Consider the following 19,458-nt stretch of genomic DNA (forward strand, 5'->3'; position numbering starts at 1 on the left):
ATTTGCTTGGGGGTGGTGGATGAGACCCCACGGTTCGCACGCAGCCGTTAGAACAGCGGATGCGAATTTTGCAGACGCTGTTATTACGGATGCGGGTCCCGCCGCATGGCGGGGAATCCCTGCCCCCCGAGCAGTTCGACTCGCGGCGAGGAGAACTGTAGTGAGCGAGGAGCGCATGCGACGAATTGAAGGTCATATCGTTTTTCAAGTGTAGCAAGTTGAAATGCAACATCCGCTGGAAATCTATCTCGGTTTCTCTTGAAAGCACGATTCAGAGCGCCGGTTTCTACATCGTAAGGCGCTTCCAGATCAGAATCCAACATGACCTTAGATTCTCGAATTAGACAAATACGTTTTTCGATATACTCACGTGGAACCGATGAACTCATCGTTCACGCCCTTCTTTAAGATGCCAAATTGGCATCTCAAAAAGCCATTACAGTTACATTACTACTTGGAGTCCTGGGCCGACGAACCACAACGGAACCCAATATTAAAGTTACTGCGGCCGGGATTAACCCTGCTGCGGTAATCAGCCTGCAGGAGCCAGAGTATGCTAATGCCAAAGGAACCGCCGCTAGTATAATAATCGCCCGAAGGATCAAGTGTCCACTCCCAGACGTTTCCGTTCATATCGCAAATCTCTTTACCGCCGAACTCAATATAACGTCCGGCTGCTTTGCACACCTGACGAGTTGCGCCTGCACCATAATGCACTCCACTGTCGAGTTTGCCGCTTCTTGTAGAATATCGTTTTGCGCCGCCCTGTGAAGCAACATATTCCCATTCAATGGGTGTCAAGAGTCTCTTCCCTTGTGCCTCACAGAATTGTTTTGCTTGGTAACCGTCAACATCTACTTGTGGCTGATTAGGTTTATCAAAATCTTTTGGCGAAACTAAACTTGGAAGCGCGCTAACCGCTCTTAAAAAATAACCGGCAATTCCTTTTGTCAAATCGGGCCCCCTTGCCGCAATTTTTGCCCATAGTGCTTTAGGGTCTTTCCCTGACTCAACGACTTCAACTGTACTCCCACTTGGACTAACCGACATCAGCTGATATTGACCTGCTGTTTGAGCGGCAACCCTTGAGGTGTCAGCATTTGTAAATTCATGTTGATCTACGCACAAATCAGGAATCGTCTGACCTTTATATCGACCGCCTTTTACGAAGACCATTCCTTCTTGGCAGTTGCCCATATTAAACTCCTTGTTTTATTTTTGACACGTGAGGCCAATTTTGCTCTCGTGTTGTCGGCTGACATCGGGGAAAATTGCTAACTTTTTGCAGATTTTATTTACTTTATATATCCGCCACTTATCACGCATTTTCTCTGAGTCAACGTTTATTCGCTTTTTCAAGTCCGCCCAATGCCCCAGTTTTCACCTCCTGCATATATCCCTGCAAAGGAGGTGTGTCATACCATTGGCAACACCTGCAAACCCCAGAAAGGAGTTCCCGTGGACTGTTGAATTCGAAGGTCTGGAACCTGCGCTTGTCCAGCGCGTCAAAATTCCGGTCGTGTCGGTAGAGGTAGCCGAACACGGTTCTTCGAATATCCTCATCAAGACCGGAAGCATGGTCAAGGTCTCAGATATCGAGCTAAACAAAATCATGTTCATGGATAAAAACAAGAACTGGGCCTACGATTGGCTTCGCAAGGTCAGCGATCCCGAGACCGCCAGACTCCCTATCAATATCGATCAGCTGAAATCGAAGTGGATCGTAGATATCCGGCGGGCGGCGAAGGATACGGAATGTGCCTTGGATGCGATGATGGAGATCAAGTGTCCGCATTGCAAAACGATGAATACTAATCCTGTTGTTTGGATTCGATACATTTTATGCTCTATTGCCTGAGCGCCAACTTCCAAAAACAGTTGATAAATCAATAATATACCTTGGCTATCGTCAATTTAGGGGGGATATCTTTCGCGCGGACGTTATACGGTTGCATAGCGGAGCAAGGCACATGCATTCCAACACACCACATAAGGGTTTACTCTATAAGATTTTCAATATCGACGGCAAAAATGTTTATTTTGATAGCAGAAGCTACGCCATACACAATAGTTCAGATATTTGAACTTCTGATATTTACTCAGTGTCATCCCAAAGGTGGCCTTGGAGATTTCAGCGAGGGTGGGGTAACGAGGTTTCCTGCTGGATAAAAAAAGGCCCCGTATCGCTACGGGGCCTTAAAAGTTCTATCGGCCTTCATTGCCGACATCATTCCTCTTCGGCATGGCGAAATCAGCGCCTCCTTCTCCATCTGGCGGCAGCCAGTGGGGAGAGGAAAAGCCCGGCAAGGAGGATCTGCGCAGCAAATCCCGCAGCAGGGATGGACGCAGAAACTACGCAACCACACCCGCCTCCGCCTTGCACCGAATCCTTCCCCATGCCATCCGTGCCATCACCATCAGCTATACTGCTGTCTGCATCGCCGCTACCATTACCATCGCCATCCGGGGAAACTGAATGATCTGTCTCCTTTTCAATTTTGCACGCCGATGAACAGCCATCCCCGTCATCGAGATTTCCATCATCGCACTCTTCCAGCCCGACCGCTACAAAACCATCGCCGCAGGTGGCAAGCGCGCAGGTAGAGAGGCAATCATCGGAATTATCAGCATTGCCGTCGTCGCACTCCTCGCCATCGTCCATGACGCCATCTCCGCAGGAGGGATTCATGCAGGTAGTACGGCAGGCATTGGGATCATCGTCGCTGTTCAGAATGCCATCATCGCATTCCTCACCATCATCCTTGATGCCATCGCCACAGGTGGGGAGGGAGCAATCGTTTCTGCAGCCGTCCATATCATCCATATTCCCGTCATCGCAGCCCTCGCCGGCATCAACTACGCCGTCGCCGCAGATTGGATTTACGCAGGTCGTTCGGCAGGAATTGGGATTATCGTCGCTGTTCAATTCCCCCTCGTCGCATTCCTCAACGCCGACCTGGACCACGCCATCGCCGCAGGTGGCAAGCTTACACGTATTGAGGCAGCCGTCCGTATTGTCCGTATTCCCGTCATCGCACTCTTCGCCGGTGTCAACAACACCATCGCCGCAGAAGGCAAAACGACAGTTCGTGCGGCAAGCATCTGGAAGTGTATCGCTGTTCAGAACGCCAAAATCACACTCTTCAACTCCGTTATATACGAAGCCATCACCGCATGAGGCCTCAACGCAGGTGGAGAGGCATGAGTCGGTGTTGTCGTCGTTTCCGTCATCGCACTGTTCCGGATACTCCTCAGTGGGCTCGAGCACGCCATCGCCGCAGGTGGGGAAGGAACAATCGTTTCTGCAACCATCTGAATCATTGCTATTGCCATCGTCACAGGCTTCGAAAGAATCGACAACGCCGTCACCGCAGACAGGCAATGTACAATTCGTACGGCATGAATCAGGATCCGTATCGCTGTTGAAGAAGCCGGAATCGCATTCCTCGCCATCGGTGATGACGCCGTTGCCACATCTCGTGAATGTACAGTTGGCATCGCAACCATCGCCGCTTATGAGGTTGCCGTCATCACACTCCTCGTCATCGTCCAAATTGCCATCACCGCAGGACTCGTGCATGCAGGAGCTATCGCAGCCATCGAGGTCTTCAAGATTTCCATCATCGCACTGCTCGTCCCCCTCTTTCACACCATCGCCGCACTCGTAGGCCAGCTTGCTGCTGAGCCCTATCTTCAGCGGCCTCGTACGCCACGAGAACAACGCATTATGCGGAATTTCCAAAACGGCTGTCTTGTCCGAGCCCCGGCTCTGAGGAGAAAAAACCACTTCTATCGTGCACGAGCGAAGCTGAAAAACCCCTAGCGAAAAACTTTTCTCTGAACACTGATCGGAGGAAATAGTAAAATCCTCTGCATCAGGCCCCGTGATCGTAGCTTTGCCAGTGTCGATGTCGCCGGACACGAGCCCAAAGAAGTACACCTTACCCTTCCTCGCGGCACTGACAGATCCCACCTTGGTACCTGAGAAGACCAAGTTCTCACGATTGTGAGGAACGAAGGCCACATTTAAGCCGCTCGCATCTGCAGTCTCTGCAAATACCAGCGAGATTGAAAACACCAATGCAAAAAAGACAGCGACCAGGGTTCTTCTTCTCGTAAACATTCTCCTTTAGGGTTAATTGAAAAAGCGATCCGTCGAATTCAATGGCGCGGCCTCTATCAGATGGGAACGATGAATTCAAGTCAAATGTGCTAAATTTCGAACTTTGTAGTCAGAACTGCACCTTTAATGAGACAGGACGCCTGGAAAGGCCAGCCACGACTGAAGATAGCGGATGCCAAAAATTTTGGGGGATCGCCATGGTGCTCCGTCTGACGAAAAAGTCATAAAAAACAAGCTCTTATCCTGTTCCACCCGACGAAGGGGCAGATGAAAAAGCAAGCTTCATCAAGCCCAAAAACTTGCCGGGATATTCCTCGACATCATCATGCTCCGTCTGATGGAAAAAACTAGAAAAAACAAATTGCTGTCTTATTTCATTAAACCTCTACATCTAACAAAGAGACCGGATCCCTTCATGCGAAGAGATTTGTGCTCAGATACCTCTCGCATGTGTCGGGCAAAATGATCACGACCGTCTTGCCCCTGTTTTCGGGGCGTGCTGCCACAGTCAGAGCGGCGCTGACAGCGGCGCCGGAGGATATCCCTGCGAGTATCCCCTCCTCCTTCGCCAGCCTTTTTGCCGCAGCAAAGGCATCATCATTAGATACCTGAACTATTTCATCTATCAGGCTTCTATCCAGGAGACCGGGCACAAACCCGGCGCCGATCCCCTGAATCTTGTGAGGGGATGCCTGCCCGCCGGAAAGCACCGGAGAGGCCTGCGGTTCCACAGCGATCGCCTTGAACGATGGCCTCCTAGATTTGATGACGGATGCAATCCCGGCGATCGTCCCGCCTGTTCCGACCCCTGCGACGAGGATATCGGGTTTCCCCTGCGTATCACGCCAGATCTCTTCGGCAGTGTTCTTCCTGTGGGCATCGGGATTGGCCGGATTTTCGAACTGCTGCGGCATGAATGAACCGGGAATTTCGGAATGAAGTTCCTGAGCCTTTCCGATGGCCCCCTTCATCCCTTCAACCCCCGGGGTTAGAACGATCTCAGCGCCAAGCATCTTTAGAAGGGCTCTGCGCTCCAGACTCATCGTCTCGGGCATGGTGAGGATGATGCGATATCCGCGCACAGCGGCGACCATCGCGAGCGCTATTCCTGTATTGCCACTAGTAGGCTCGATGATCGTGCCCCCTTTTTTCAAAACCCCGTCCTTCTCCGCCTCATCGACCATGTTCACCCCGATGCGATCCTTTACGGAGCTGCACGGGTTGAAGAATTCCAGCTTGCAAAGCAAGGTTGCGTCGATACCTGCAGAGATCTTGTTGAGCCTGACCATCGGGGTGTTGCCGATCAGCTCGGTAACATCGCTTGCAATTCCTCTTCGCTCCATCGTCTCTCCCAAAATTGCCCGGCGCGACGCATCAACACCGACATATCTCGGCAGGTCGCCAACACCGACAGAAAAATTTTATCAAAGCCTCAAAGCTGACATGGCGCTGACCATGCATGAATATCATCGCTTTATCAAGCATGCGCTCACATCGCCCCTCAGAATAAGAGTTAAGTAACCTCTAAAAAGCTATCTTATGAAAGCCGTCTGCCACCAGTCACGGTCGTTGCGGGATCCCCGATAGAACCATTCGGGGATGACACCCTTTTCGTCGCTCTAGGATGACACCGTGAATGTCATTCCCGCGGTCTTAAGCGGGAATCCCCTTCCAACCGTTCACCAGTCACCAGTCACAAGTCACGGCTGTTACGTGGGTGGTCGAATCCTGATCGCTGACCTTTGATCAGCCTTTTGTAAGACTGGATTATATCCGTAAATAATCGTTATTAAGAACAGGATCAAAATTAAGATGAAGATTAGGATTAAGATGCGGAAAGGATTTTTTCTCAACCTCAGCCTTAACCTGTTTTTTCGGTCAATGATCTATGGTCCATTGTCAATCGTCTTTGCGGATCCCTACGATCGCAGATGGGAGAGGTTATATTCCCTAATTTCGTCGATAAGTGAAATTATATCCTCCCGTTCGAAGTCCTCTCCAAAACAGTTGAAAGTGCTGCTGCGGCGTGCGACATGGTCGCTGACGTATTCATACTTCTTCATCTGATTGAATATCGGCATTCCGGGGACGTTGTAAAATACCGAAGGGGATATGAGCGTTTTCATCCCTCTCAGATACTCTATCGTATAGCGCATCTCTGCAATTGGCTGGGCCGGAATACCGATGATCACGTATGTCGTAACCGAAAGCCCCGCATCATTCGCGGCCTGAAGAACCTGTTCATACCGACCGATGCTCTCTGGCCTGTGCAGAGAATTGCGAAATCCGACATCGCCCGTAGCGATCGCAAGATCGAGTTTCCTGAATCCAGCGCGCCTCATGATATCGATCATCTCAGAAGTCAGCCCCGAAACGTTCAGGCCATTTGACGCCATCACCCTGAGCCCTGTTTTTGAATGCCTATCTGCGATGTGCTTCAGAATCGAAAAGGCCCTGTCGCGCTCGAAAAGAAAGTTGTCGTCCTGAAAATCTATAGTGCGAACTCCCATCGATACGCATCTATCTATCTCTTCAATGACCGAGCCGACCGATCGTCTCCTGTATCTCTTACCCGACAACGAGTGGACGGAGCAAAAGGAACAGTCGTGCGGACAACCTCGGGAAGTCAGGATCATCACATACGGCTCCCCTTCAAAAAGATAGCTCCCTGTAGGCAGGATATCCCGCAATGGAAATGGAATCACATCCAGACTCACCGCCCTGAACGGCGCGCCAGCATCGTTGATAATCCCTTTCTCCGGACGCCCACCCCGAAGGAGCTCTGGCAGCGCAACTTCACCCTCACCTGAAAATACCGAGTCGATAGCACCTGACTCCAGAAGGCTCAAAGGGTCAGCTGTAGCATGATGCCCTCCTGCCATCACATGACAGGAAGGCACGGCTTTTTTTGCTGCCGCTGCGGTAGCGATGACCTCCCTTAAGTACGGAGTGAACATCGACGATACGCATACTATGTCGGGAGAATATTCCAAAACACGCCGGGATATTTCCTCATAGGAAAGCCCGAAATGTTTGAACCCGCAGAAAGGGCCGCGCCCGCTTTGCGCAAGTTCGGCGATCGACATAAGTTCATCGTAAGGGGTAACTGCTTTCGGCTTTCGGCACCTGCGGGCATCGAGAATTTCGGCTTGAAAACCGGACTTTCGCAAGGAGGAGGCGAGATACATCAACCCGATCGGATACTCGCGAAACACAGTTCTGTAAAAATCCCGTATCGGCGGCTGAACGAGAAGAATTTTCATCCCAAGTCAACTTTCAACATGGATCGGATATCCCTCCATCAAACAAAGTTCAGACAGAGTCATCCCTTAACAACGCCAAGCGGCCTTAAACGGGCGATCTTTCTGGCAAGCCCTGCCCCCTCCACCGCCATAACGACATCCGCGGCATCCTTGTAGGCGAAGGGGGCCTCCTCAAAAATCGTGTTTCGTGACGATGCCCGAAGAAAAATGCCGGCCCTCCTCATCTCATCGCGAGGATCCCGCGAACGCGCCACTTTTTTTGCCTTATGCCGGCTCATCAGCCTGCCTGCGCCGTGACATGAGGAACCAAATGCCTCCTTCATCCCATTTTCGGTGCCGACGAGGACGAATGAGTATCTCCCCATATCACCCGGAATCAAAACTGGCTGCCCGACGTCGCGATAGACAAGCGGAAGCTCCGGGTGTCCGGCCGGAAATGCACGTGTAGCCCCCTTCCTGTGCACGCACAGCCTTTTGTTCCTACCGCCGACTACGTGCTCTTCGAATTTGGCGATATTGTGCGCTACATCGTAGACCGTGCTCATACTTAAATCCCGCGGAGATATACCGAGCGCTCTCTCGATCGCCAGCGAGATGTAGCATGAAATGATCTGCCTGTTGGCGAAAGCGAAGTTGGCTGCCGCCGCCATGGCAGCAAAATACCGCTTCCCCTCATCGGAATTGATCGGAGCGCAGCATAGCTGCTTGTCGGGAATTTCAATCCCGTATTTTCTCGAAGCCGCAAGCATCTCGGAAAGGCTGTCATCGCAGACCTGGTGACCCAGCCCACGGGACCCGGTGTGAATGGATATTACGATCTGGTCCTTGAAAAGGTCCATGGCATTTGCCGAATGTGAATCGAAAATTTCATCGACGATATCGATTTCTATGAAATGATTTCCACTGCCGAGCGTGCCCAGCTGCCCCAATCCTCTCGTTATCGCTCTATCACTTACCGCCTCGGCGATCGCGCCGCGTATCTTGCCGCACGCCTCGATCCTTTCAAGGTCGTATGGCGAACCAAACCCCTCGGAGACAGCCCACGCTGCACCATCCTCCAGAACTCGCCTCATATTCTGACGCGATATTTTAAGATCCTTTCTACAGGAGCCGACCCCGGCAGGAACGTCTGAAAAAATAGCATCCACCATTCTTTCAATATCTTTCGATATTTTGGAAAACTCAAGGTCGGTACGAAGAATCCGCACGCCGCAGTTGATATCGTACCCGACTCCACCCGGGGATATAATTCCCGATTCAGAATCGAATGCGGCGACGCCGCCTATTGGGAAACCATAACCGCTGTGGACATCAGGCATCGCTATCGACGCGCCAACGATTCCGGGAAGGGTCGCAACGTTGCACACCTGCTGCAAACTTTCATCTGCGGATGCTGCATCCACAATCTGCCGTGAACCATACACGATTCCATCGACGCGCATGGAGCCTCGTTTGGGGATTCGCCACGCATATTCGTGAATCTTTTCCAAATTCATAATAAAAGGAGTCTGCCGCCCATATCAGAATCTATGTAAAATTCCTTCCAGGCCTCAACAGAGACTCCACCTCCGGTATAAAGCTCGAGAAACCTGTTCCATGGATAGCGCTCCCCCTGAGCCAGAAAATCATTCATCAGCCAGCCGCCGAGTTCGCGCGAATTGAAATACGAAAGACCGTGCGCAGGACGCCCTATCTTTTTTGCGAAAAGATCGACGAACTGCACGTTGGCAACACGCCCTATGGCATAGTTGGAGTAATATAGAAGAGAAACATTGGGAATGTGGTATTTGGCAAGCGCGTCGGGATTTACCCATCCAGCCGGTCGCTTCAACGACTGATGTCTCCGCCTGCACTCCCACCAGAGCTCTCCGATATCCTGATCGGGGTTGGAATAAAATTCTTTTTCAAACTCGTAAATTGTCGAAGACCATCGTAAAAATATTATCTGATCAGCGTAATCTATCAGCTGAACAGCGGAAGCTGCCCTGGAAGCCGCCGACTGATCGGCTCCCAATCTCACAAACCACTCCTCTGTCTGCGTCTGCTTTTCCATCAGCATCGCAAAGGCCTCGGTGAGCATAGTAGGTTCCCGAAGAAGATATGGAAGAGCTTTGTTGGCCAGCACGGACTTGTAGTTGATGTCATGCGCAAGCTCATGCACAAGCGTAGAGACATCCCCTGCCTTTGGAGATGCAGGTGGTTCCGGCAGGTTCATGATGAGCGTGGCGCTATCGGGGTCATCCGGATTCAAATACCAAGCGACGGCATGAGGATTTTTTCCGGGCTTCGGAAAGAGACTCGAGCCCTTCACGATTCCGGATATATCGACCCCTATGCTCCCGTAAAATTCGACGACCTGCGAAATAACCCTGTTCGAATCCAACCCCTTGTAAAACCTATCCAGATCAACCTCTCCAAATATGGAGTTCGGCGCCTCCTGAAAAAATGAATTCTGATAATGCCATGGCATGAGATCAGCTGCCGAAACCCCAAAGCGTTTTGCCAACCTCGGATCGATAAACTTCTCCTTCAGCTCTTTAAAAGCCAACTCGCTGGCATCACGGAGGTCGGTGTAAAACCTGTTAACCATATCGAGATCAAACTCGGAAAGCTCCGCAAACATCTCAAGCGCCCCCGCGTAGCCCAGATCGCGCGCAATTTCGTTTTTAAGCGCAACCATTTCCCGAAAATCCTCCTCGAGAATAGGTGCTACAAGATGTTGCCCCTTCCATACCTTTTCGAGAAGCGAGCTGTCCTTAGAATCCGAGATTATATGATCGACTTCGACGGGAGAAAGCTCCCTTCCATCGACTTTGGGTCCGTAGTCGTTGAACTTCTCCTGCAGCGATCGTTCTAATTTTGTCAGCCGTTTAAGTTTGTCGGGCGATATCTGATTCGGAAGATGTCTGAAATAGCAGATCTCCACCTCGCGCCTTAAAAGCTCGTCTTTTATTTCATTTCTGCCATCGTAGAATTTCTTGATCAGCGCGAAACGTCCGCGGTCGCTGTTGAGCTTTCTGATATCCAGCTCTATAGTTTCGAGAGCTTCGGATGCCGCCTTGTCGCCGGTGGTTTCATACCTGTACCAGTTCTTGCGAAGCTTCAGATCGAGCGGACGATATTTCGCCAAATAATCGTCGATAATTTCCCTGATGCGCTTCTGATCCATCAAATCCTCCGATGCGATTTTATACTAAAAATTTATTCAGTCAGATGTCACTGCATAAAATTCCTACCACACCTACGCCTCATTCTCCATCGGAGCCATCTCCATAGGTGCGTCCGACTCCAAAACGGAGGCCCCATAATCCTTCATATAAGCCTTAAGCGATTTTGCTACGACGCCGGAAAGAAGCCAGAGCGCGAGAAGGTTGGGGAATGCCATCAGCAGATTAGCGATATCGGCATAGGCCCACACCGTGCCTACCCATGCCGTTGTCGAGCTGGCAATGGCACCGAAGAACAGGACGATGCAGTAAATTATGCGAAAGGGCATTATCGCCCTTCGCCCCAGAAGATATTCGAAGGCGCGATCGCCGTAATAGCTCCATGAAATCGCGGTTGAATAAGCGAAAAGAGGTATCGTAAATGTGACTATATAACGTCCGCCAGCAAAACCATTTTCGAATGCGGCAGATGTCAGAGGGGCGTCGCGAAGCCCGGAGCCACACAGATCGGAAGTGACAATTACGAGCGCTGTCATCGTACAGATAACAAGGGTGTCTATAAATGGCTCTAGCAAAGCTACCAGCCCTTCCCTTACCGGAATTCTCGTCTTTGCGGCAGCGTGGATTATCGGAGCAGATCCCAGCCCTGCCTCGTTTGAGAAAAGCCCCCTACTGACACCGGAGCGGAGCGCCAGCATGATGGCAGATCCAGCAAAACCTCCGGCGGCCGCAGTCCCTGTGAAAGCGCTCTTGAATATGAGCGCTAGCGATGGGATGATTGCACCGGCATTCATCGCAAGTATCACGAGAGCACCGCCCACGTAGGCGATCGACATGAACGGCACGAGGATTCCCGCCACCTGCCCGATGCGCCTCATCCCTCCGACTATTACGAGTCCGGTCATTATGGAAATCACTACGCCGGTAATCACCGGAGGAATGCCGAAGGTGCTGTCGAGGATCTGAGCAACTTGATTTGACTGCACCATGTTGCCGATTCCAAAGGATGCAAACACGGTAAAGAAGGCAAATAGAATCGCCAGAGGCTTGAATTTTCTGCCAAGCCCTCGCTCTATGTAATACATCGGACCGCCGGAGACGGTCCCATCCTCATGGACGATTCTGAATTGCTGAGCCAGCGTACACTCGGTGAATTTAACAGCCATGCCGAGAATCGCAGTCATCCACATCCAAAAGACCGCTCCGGGTCCACCTATCGCTATTGCTGCGGCAACACCCGCTATATTGCCTACGCCCACCGTAGCAGAAAGAGCCCCGCACAGCGCCTTAAAATGTGTAACATCGCCGGGATGCCTCGGGTCGTTGTACTTGCCCGACGTTATCCTTATCCCCTCGATGAGCCCGCGGAACTGCACGAACTTCATCCTGAAGGTCAGGAAGAGACCGGTGCCAAGAAGGGCCACTATCAAGACAGGGCCCGTCAGGTAAACGAGCAAAGCATTCAAGTGCTGCATAGTCCCCCTATTGAAATATCGGATTCAAAGCGGCATTGAATTTCATTCGCATCAGACGTCAAAAATAATCTTTGCACTCCACGACCCGTCGTCGAGCTTCGAGACATCTATGTTATGATATGTAACACCCTTGACGAGAAGTTTTTGCCTGTGACGGAGGGGGTCGTATTTCGCTCCCTTGGCGCTTCCTATCAGATGGCGCTCATCTATCTCATCTATCCAGAAAGAGGAAAAAACCAGGCGCCTCGTCTCGGAAACAAAAAGTATCTCCTGTAGCCATCTCACGAGAAGTTCCTCAAGGCAAGGGGCCTCGATAAAGATCGGGACGTCGATAGATGGAATCTGATTTTTGACAATATCGACCGATATATCCGTCAGGGCTGACGCGCAGGAAACGAAGAGATCTCGCAAATTGGGAGCGCCAACACGAACGCCGACGTCAGCCGTATGATCTATCATTTCATACATCACGGCAACCCGCCTCTTGAAAATGGATAGACGTCATTACATCCAGTCGTAACTGACGATATCATTCGCTTCAAAAAAGTAGGCGATTTCGAACTTTGCAGTCTCCGGAGCATCGGAACCGTGAACGGCGTTGCGCTCTATGCTGGTTCCAAAATCGCGGCGTATCGTCCCTTCAGCGGCCTGTTCTGGATTCGTCACCCCCGCGGCATCGCGCCAGCGCCTTATGGCATTTTCCCCTTCGAGAGCCATAACAACGACCGGACCCGAGGTCATGAACGATATGAGATTTCCGAAAAAGGGCTTGCCTTTATGAACGGCGTAGAAGCCTTCTGCCTTCGCGCTGTTCATATGCATCATGCGCATCGCGACGATCTTGAGGTTCGCCTCTTCGATTCTCTTGGATATTTCACCGATCACGCCCTTCTCGACGGCATCAGGTTTGATGATTGCCAGCGTCTTCTCAACGGCCATATTGATCTCCTTTTGATTTTATGACGAAGCAAGCTATATTACGTAAACCCCATTGTAAAGCTATTTGCGCTTGGCAGGGGGCTTCCTTTTTTTATTTTGCTGTACAATCGGGAGTCCCTTTTTATCGATGCTCTTCATCCTGGCATCGACGACCTTCTGGTTGGGATAATCCGAGCTTCGCTCGGTAACATTCCGGGCCGCACCTAGCCTTCCGGTCTCTTCAAAGCAGGTAGCCATGTGGAGCTTTGCCTCCGGCGCCAGCTCGGAGTCCGGAAAGTTTTCTATAAGCGCATCGTACCAGCGGATAGCCTCTTCGGGCCTGCCCCCGAGAAAAAAACTCTCTGCGTACATGAATATCGCATTAGCGACGTATTCCATGGGGGCAGACTCCGCCTCTATCACCGGGATTAGTTCCACCCTAGCCTGCGAATATGCGCCGGATGCGAGGTATCCGCCCGCCAGAAGTATCCTGTATTTATGGATGTCATCGCCGGAGGCATACTTCAGCAAAGCCGTGTAATCTTCGATCGCGGACTCGAAGTTTCCACGCCCCTCTTCAAGGGAAGCGCGCAACTCCCTCGCGTTGGCCGCCCACGTGGAGCCCGGGTATTCCGATATCACCCTGCCATAGCTCTCCACCGCCCTGTCGATATCCCCCAGAAATATCTCGTACAGCTCGGCAATCTTGAAAAATATCTTGGGGCGCGCAGGGTCATTCGGAAAATCGGAAAGCATCTCATCGTAAATTCTAAGGGCGCTTCCGATCTTGCCAACCCCCAGGTCAGCCTCGGCCTTGCGAAAAAGTTCATCGGCGCCACCACGATTGCACGAGGTGATGGGGAAAAGCAAAAGGAGGATCGCCAGCGCAAGAAAACTTGTCGATAGTGCGAAAGCTTTACGATTCATCTTCGACGACCTTGGCGACGGTGACGACCTTCTCATCCTTGCCAAGAGAGATCAACCTTACGCCCTGCGTGTTGCGGCCTATGGTCGGGATCTCCTTGGCTGCGGACCTGATCACTATACCGCCGTCGGTTACAAGAATTATATCGTCGTTGTCGGTGACCTGCATCACGCCGGTCACGGGCCCGTTTTTATCGGTGACCTTGATAGTTATGATCCCCGAGCCGCTGCGGGATTGAACGCGATAGTCATCGCGGGGGCTCCTCTTGCCATAACCGCGCTCGGTGACTGTAAGGATCGAGGCTTCATTATTGAGAACCTCCATGCCCACGACGGAATCGCCTTTCTTCAGATTGATCGCCTTGACCCCTCTAGCGGAGCGGCCCATCGGGCGAACTTCATCTTCCTTGAAACGGATCGCCTGCCCTTTCCGCGTAGTTATGAATATTTCGCTCTTGCCATCGGTAAGGCGAACGGAAATCAGCTCGTCGCCATCGTCTATCGTGGTGGCTATTATTCCTCCGGAGCGCGGATTGGAATAAGCCATAAGTTCCGTTTTCTTGATGACGCCATTTTTAGTCGCCATCACCACGTACTGACCATCCTCGAATTTTTTAACGGGGAGAATGGCGGCTATCGATTCAGTGCCAGACATGTTTATCAGGCTGGTTATCGACTGACCTTTCGCCACGCGGCCTATCTGGGGAATCTCGTGGACTTTCAGCCAATAGACCTTGCCCAACGAAGAGAAGATGAGGACGTAGCTATGGGTCGACGCGACAAAGAGATCCTCGACAAAATCCTCTTCCCTCGTCGTCATCCCCTGCTTGCCCCTGCCGCCGCGCCTCTGCGCCCGGTAGATGCTGATCGGGCTTCTCTTGATGTACCCGCGGTGGGAGACGGTGACCACCATCTCCTCCTCCTGAATCAGATCCTCTATTTTGAGATCCTGTGTTTTGGACTGGATCTTGGTTCGCCTCTCGTCGCCGTATTTTTCGCGGATTTCAAGCAGCTCATCCTTTATGATTTTGTAAATCCTCTTCTCGTCGGAAAGAATCAGCTTGAGTTCCTTTATCAGCTTCTGGATTTCATTGTACTCGGCTATTATCTTATCTCGTTCTAGGCCTGTAAGGCGATGGAGCCTCAAATCCAAAATAGCCTGAGCCTGCACGTCCGATAGCGAATATTTTTTCATCAAGCTCGCCTTGGCTACAGCGGGCTCCTTGGACTTCTTTATTATAGCGATGACCTCGTCGATATTTTCCACCGCGATCTTTAGCCCGGCCAGGATATGCGCCCTCTCTTCCGCCTTGCGTAGATCGAAGGTTGTCCTTCTCGTGACGACCTCTTTCCTGTGGTCGATAAAGAGGTCGAGCGCCTCCTTCAGATTCAGGATCTTCGGCTGCCCGCCGACGATTGCCAGAAGTATTATGCCGTAGCTGGACTGCATCTGCGTATGTGCGTAGAGTTGATTCAGGACTACGCCGGCCACGATGCCGCGTTTGAGTTCGACCACGATGCGCATACCGTCCCGGTCTGACTCGTCGCGAATATCGGATATCCCCTCTATCTTTCCCTCCTTCACGAGTTCCGCAATGCGTTCGACGAGCCTGGCTTTGTTGGTCTGATATGGGATCTCGTTGATCGCGATAAGCTCTCTATCACCGCGAGCTATCGGTTCTATGACGGCCTTTGCCCTGATTTTCAACGAGCCCCTTCCGGTCTTGTAAGCGCTGGCGATCCCATCGCGACCATCTATGAAACCGCCGGTGGGGAAATCAGGCCCGGGGATGAACTTCATCAGTTCGTCAATGGTGATTGAAGGCTTGTCGATGATCGCGACGCAGCCATTGATGATCTCGGCAAGGTTATGAGGCGGAATTTTCGTCGCCATCCCTACAGCGATGCCGTCGGAGCCGTTTATCAAAAGGTTTGGAATCCTGGAGGGAAGCACGCAAGGTTCCACTGTGGTGCCATCGAAGTTGGGGACGAAGTCAACGGTCTCCTTGTCGATATCAGCGAGCATCTGCTCGGCGATCGAGCGGAGTCTGGCCTCGGTGTACCTGTAGGCCGCTGCGGAATCTCCATCTATGGAGCCGAAGTTTCCCTGCCCCTCGATGAGGGTGTAGCGCATATTCCAGTCCTGCGCCATTCTCACCATAGTGTCGTAGACGGCAGCGTCTCCATGTGGATGGTATTTCTTCAGAACTTCGCCGACGACTCCGGCAGACTTCGAAAAGCGCTTGCTTGAAAGAAGCCCTTCTCTCAGCATCGCGTAGAGGATCCTCCGGTGCGCAGGCTTGAGGCCATCGCGAACATCGGGAATCGCCCTTCCTATGATCACGCTCATCGCGTAATCCAGGTAGGAGCTTTTCATTTCCTCTTCTATATTTATGGGGAGAACCTCTGAGGTTCGGTTCATGACGGTAGATCCTCCATAATGTTGGATGTTTTATTGCGGTCCTTAAAGCGATTTCTCCGCAAATCAAATTCGCGGGATTTTGCATCCCGGTAGCATAAAAGTCAACGGTAAGTTGCCCTCCAAATGCCGCAAACTCCGCTCCGGAGATGTAGGTTTTACAAGGGTTTGCGCATGCACAGCTGAAGTTACAAAAAGCCCTTTCCGAAAAGGAAAATGCTTGTACATCCACCGCAAAATCAGGCGATACCTACATTCAACGACGATTTTTATTTGACATGACAGTCCCCATCGCGTACATTGCGCTCCACGGTGAGCGGGAAATGCACGGCATCTCTGAGTCTCAGCGTTCACGATTGCCGAATCCAATAACGGGAGGAGGTGAAAACAAATGACAAAGGCAGAACTCATCAACTACGTTTCCAAGGATTGCAAGATTTCGAAGGCTCTGGCGGAAAAGGCTCTCAACTCGATCACGCACAATATAGGCAAATGCCTTCGCAAGGGTGACAAGATAACGCTCACGAATTTCGGAACGTTCTACGTCTCCAAGCGCCGCGCTCGTACAGGCCGCAACCCGCAGACTGGCGCGGTGATCCAGATCAAGGCTCGCAAGGTGCCGCGTTTCAAACCGGGTAAGCAGCTTAAGGATTGGGCTATGTAATTTTGCTTCAGACTTTTTGAAAAAGGCGTTCCCGAACGGAACGCCTTTTTTATTTCGCCAAAAATAATTCAAATGAGCCGATCATTCAACCGACGTTCATGTATTCCCTGACCCTCAAAGGAACGCCGAGCTCTTTCGCTCTCGCCTCGCAGGCCTGCACATCCTGACCCGGCACGGTGACCACCGAGGCGACCACTTCCGGAATGAATTTTTTGGCTTCGACTATAAAATCGCAAACGGCGCCATAGGCTGCCTCGCCGTATTTCGACGGGCACACCTTGGCATAGAACTCCGCATTTGGCGCGTTTAAGGATATCGAGATGGAATCGATCAGCCCTGTGAGTTCCGGCAGGACATTTCTTCCATAGAAAAGGTTGGCGAGCCCGTCCGTGTTCAACCTGACGCGCTTCACTCCGCACTGTTTCATCCTCTCAGCGATAACTTTTACAAGTTCGATGCGCCTGGTGGGCTCCCCATAGCCGCAGAAAACCACCTCATTATAGGCCTCGGGCTGACCGATGGACCGAAAGACCTCGTCAACATCCGGCTCATGATCGAGCTTCAGGTAGTGTCCTTTCACTTCGAAGTCGATGAACTTCGGGCAGAACTTGCACGCAAGATTGCATCCGTTTGTTATATTGAGATAGAGGGAATTCCTGATCACATAGGCGATCGACCTCTCCACCTCCGATCCTGGAAGGGAAAAAAGCCGCCTGGCGTTCAGCGAAGTGACACGCGCCACATCGGCCACGGAAAGGGACTTCAGCTTCGCGATCTTTTCGGCTACGAGAGTAACGAATGCGGGCTCATTTCGCTTTCCCCTGTGATGAGCTGGGGCCAGGAAGGGACAGTCCGTTTCTATCAGCATCTTCTCGAGAGGGACTACGCTAGCCACCTCCTGAAGAGTCGAGGCATTATCAAATGTGACGATTCCGGGGATGGATATCAGGAAGCCCATCGATAAAACCTCCTCGGCAAAGCGAAGGTCTCCGGAAAAACAATGAAAGACTCCTCCCCTTTCAGAGATACCCACATCCTTTATCACAGCGATGACATCATCATGCGCATCCCTGTCATGAATGACGACCGGTTTATCGACGAGCCGCGCCATCTCGAGCGAACGCCTGAAGACCTCCCTCTGCACTTCCGGAGAAGAATGCTTGTGAAAATAATCGAGCCCTGTTTCTCCTATCGCCACGACCTTGGGATCTGAGGCGAGCGCCCTCAATTCATCATAGTGAGAGGGGATAACTGAACCGGCATCGTGCGGATGAATTCCAACCGTGGCAAATATCCTGGGGTCTTTTCTGGCCAGATCGAGAGCCCTCACATTTCCATCGAGGCCATAGCCGGAACCGATGTTGATGATGAACTCGAGGCCGGCCTCCCATGACCGGGAGAGGACATCTTCGATATCATGCTCATACTTTTCAGAGGAAAGATGGGCGTGCGAATCTATGAATTTAGGACTCTTCTGCAAATCGATTCTCCAATGAACCCTCTCCAGTTTCTCCGAGAAGTTCAGGGAAGTCGGCGTCGAAGGCCTGAAGCATTTTACTCGTCAGTTCGATATACTTCTCTTCTCCGGTAGCCTCGGCGAAGGAATTCGCCTTCACCAAAAATTCCCGGCAACTCTCAAGCCCCAAACCCCTGCCTATCAGCGCCTCCAGCAGCTCGAAGTCTATATTTTGGGCGGAAATAAAATTGGAAAAATCCTCCCCCCAGGACTTTTCTAGCATCTCGATTGCCTTTTTCCTATCCCCCTTCTTACAATATGCGAGCCCCATCGTCGTATACGCCTGGTGCGCAAAAACGGGGTTTGCAGGAGCCAGCTCCAAAACCTTTTTCGCCTTTTTTATTGCCTGGTTGTATTCGGAAAACTGGTCGATGAGAAGACGGGCGGATATGATCTTCAGGGCCGGATCTTTGGGGAGCAACTTCTCAGCCCTGCCATAGTGACGCCAGGCCGTCTTGAATTCCCCCTGGATTTTAAAGAGGACTCCCATCACAGAATGATAGAGGGCGATAGCAGCATCGTCCTCGCTCCTGGCCATGTTGTTCGCCAGAAGTTTTTCGGCTTCCCCGTATTGCTTGGCAGCTATGAGTTGAAATGCCCTATGGCATACGTCGCTGGGCTTTGCCTCTTCGCGCTCTTTTTTATTTGGATCTATCAATCCCGCGCCCTTTCCAGATAAAATACCTATGGGAACCTGATTCTACGTTTTTATACGCTAAATCCAAGAAATTTCTGAGGCGGTTTAAAAATGGTCGCCCAGCTCACACCGACTCCCATAAGCTGCGGGAGATAATGATGGGGCCGTTATACGTAACGCCGCTGTCCTATCATGACCTTGAGCCCGTTTCCCCTGCGACCTCGGCTATCATGATGGTCTCTATGGCTCCGCCATGTTTCATCAAAACTGGGAGCATTGAACTCGTCCCGGCTAAGAAGCGCTGGTCTGAAGAGTTTTGAGATATCACCTCTCCGCGACGAGAAGAGCGCTC

The 19,458-nt window shown here is 51.6% G+C and carries 16 protein-coding genes; 2 read left to right on the forward strand and 14 right to left on the reverse strand.

Translation table 11 applies throughout. The features are described 5' to 3' along the window. Positions 1-83 precede the first annotated feature (83 nt). Positions 84-389 (reverse strand): ORF6N domain-containing protein, encoded by a 306-nt coding sequence (locus tag GX659_00145; GenBank protein NLD27202.1) that lies wholly within the window; start codon positions 387-389, stop codon positions 84-86. Between the two features lie 61 nt (positions 390-450). Then, positions 451-1,197 carry an SUMF1/EgtB/PvdO family nonheme iron enzyme gene (locus tag GX659_00150; protein NLD27203.1) on the reverse strand — a complete coding sequence of 249 codons (747 nt, stop codon included), beginning with the start codon at positions 1,195-1,197 and terminating at the stop codon, positions 451-453. A gap of 226 nt (positions 1,198-1,423) precedes the next feature. On the opposite strand from GX659_00150, the gene GX659_00155 reads away from it, so the two are divergent. Continuing rightward, positions 1,424-1,858, forward strand: a complete 435-nt coding sequence (locus tag GX659_00155) for a hypothetical protein (protein NLD27204.1) — start codon at positions 1,424-1,426, stop codon at positions 1,856-1,858. Between the two features lie 393 nt (positions 1,859-2,251). On the opposite strand, the gene GX659_00160 is transcribed toward GX659_00155, so the two are convergent. The 10 genes from GX659_00160 to gyrA all read right to left on the reverse strand — a co-directional run bounded on the left by GX659_00160 (position 2,252) and on the right by gyrA (position 16,292). Next, positions 2,252-4,123 (reverse strand): DUF4215 domain-containing protein, encoded by a 1,872-nt coding sequence (locus GX659_00160; GenBank protein ID NLD27205.1) that lies wholly within the window; start codon positions 4,121-4,123, stop codon positions 2,252-2,254. A gap of 413 nt (positions 4,124-4,536) precedes the next feature. Then, positions 4,537-5,466, reverse strand: a complete 930-nt coding sequence (gene cysK, locus GX659_00165) for a cysteine synthase A (GenBank protein NLD27206.1) — start codon at positions 5,464-5,466, stop codon at positions 4,537-4,539. Between the two features lie 576 nt (positions 5,467-6,042). Next, a complete protein-coding gene (locus GX659_00170) occupies positions 6,043-7,386 on the reverse strand; it encodes a radical SAM protein (GenBank protein NLD27207.1) in 1,344 nt (447 codons plus the stop codon). Positions 7,387-7,445: 59 nt separating this feature from the next. Continuing rightward, on the reverse strand, positions 7,446-8,882 hold the full coding sequence (locus GX659_00175) for an RtcB family protein (GenBank protein ID NLD27208.1): 1,437 nt from the start codon (positions 8,880-8,882) through the stop codon (positions 7,446-7,448). Continuing rightward, positions 8,879-10,555, reverse strand: coding sequence for a M2 family metallopeptidase (locus GX659_00180; GenBank protein NLD27209.1), 1,677 nt, complete (start codon positions 10,553-10,555; stop codon positions 8,879-8,881). Before GX659_00180 ends, GX659_00175 begins: the two co-directional genes overlap by 4 nt. Before the next feature lie 72 nt (positions 10,556-10,627). Continuing rightward, on the reverse strand, positions 10,628-12,028 hold the full coding sequence (locus tag GX659_00185; protein NLD27210.1) for a sodium:alanine symporter family protein: 1,401 nt from the start codon (positions 12,026-12,028) through the stop codon (positions 10,628-10,630). Positions 12,029-12,079: 51 nt separating this feature from the next. Further along, entirely contained in the window at positions 12,080-12,499 is a 420-nt protein-coding gene (locus GX659_00190; GenBank protein NLD27211.1) for an archease, read from the reverse strand. Positions 12,500-12,532: 33 nt separating this feature from the next. Continuing rightward, positions 12,533-12,967, reverse strand: a complete 435-nt coding sequence (gene ndk, locus GX659_00195) for a nucleoside-diphosphate kinase (protein ID NLD27212.1) — start codon at positions 12,965-12,967, stop codon at positions 12,533-12,535. Between the two features lie 60 nt (positions 12,968-13,027). Next, complete coding sequence (locus tag GX659_00200) at positions 13,028-13,873, reverse strand: tetratricopeptide repeat protein (GenBank protein ID NLD27213.1); 846 nt, start codon at positions 13,871-13,873, stop codon at positions 13,028-13,030. Continuing rightward, positions 13,863-16,292, reverse strand: coding sequence for a DNA gyrase subunit A (gene gyrA, locus GX659_00205; protein NLD27214.1), 2,430 nt, complete (start codon positions 16,290-16,292; stop codon positions 13,863-13,865). The genes GX659_00200 and gyrA overlap by 11 nt, the downstream gene beginning before the upstream one ends. Positions 16,293-16,680: 388 nt before the next feature. On the opposite strand from gyrA, the gene GX659_00210 reads away from it, so the two are divergent. Beyond that, positions 16,681-16,953 carry an HU family DNA-binding protein gene (locus tag GX659_00210; GenBank protein NLD27215.1) on the forward strand — a complete coding sequence of 91 codons (273 nt, stop codon included), beginning with the start codon at positions 16,681-16,683 and terminating at the stop codon, positions 16,951-16,953. 85 nt (positions 16,954-17,038) lie between these two features. Here GX659_00210 and GX659_00215 read toward each other — a convergent pair whose 3' ends face one another. After that, complete coding sequence (locus GX659_00215; GenBank protein NLD27216.1) at positions 17,039-18,433, reverse strand: YchF/TatD family DNA exonuclease; 1,395 nt, start codon at positions 18,431-18,433, stop codon at positions 17,039-17,041. Beyond that, entirely contained in the window at positions 18,417-19,127 is a 711-nt protein-coding gene (locus GX659_00220; GenBank protein NLD27217.1) for a hypothetical protein, read from the reverse strand. The genes GX659_00215 and GX659_00220 overlap by 17 nt, the downstream gene beginning before the upstream one ends. Between the last annotated feature and the right edge of the window lie 331 nt (positions 19,128-19,458).

This window comes from Myxococcales bacterium, from assembly GCA_012513515.1.
Classification (GTDB): domain Bacteria; phylum UBA10199; class UBA10199; order 2-02-FULL-44-16; family JAAZCA01; genus JAAZCA01.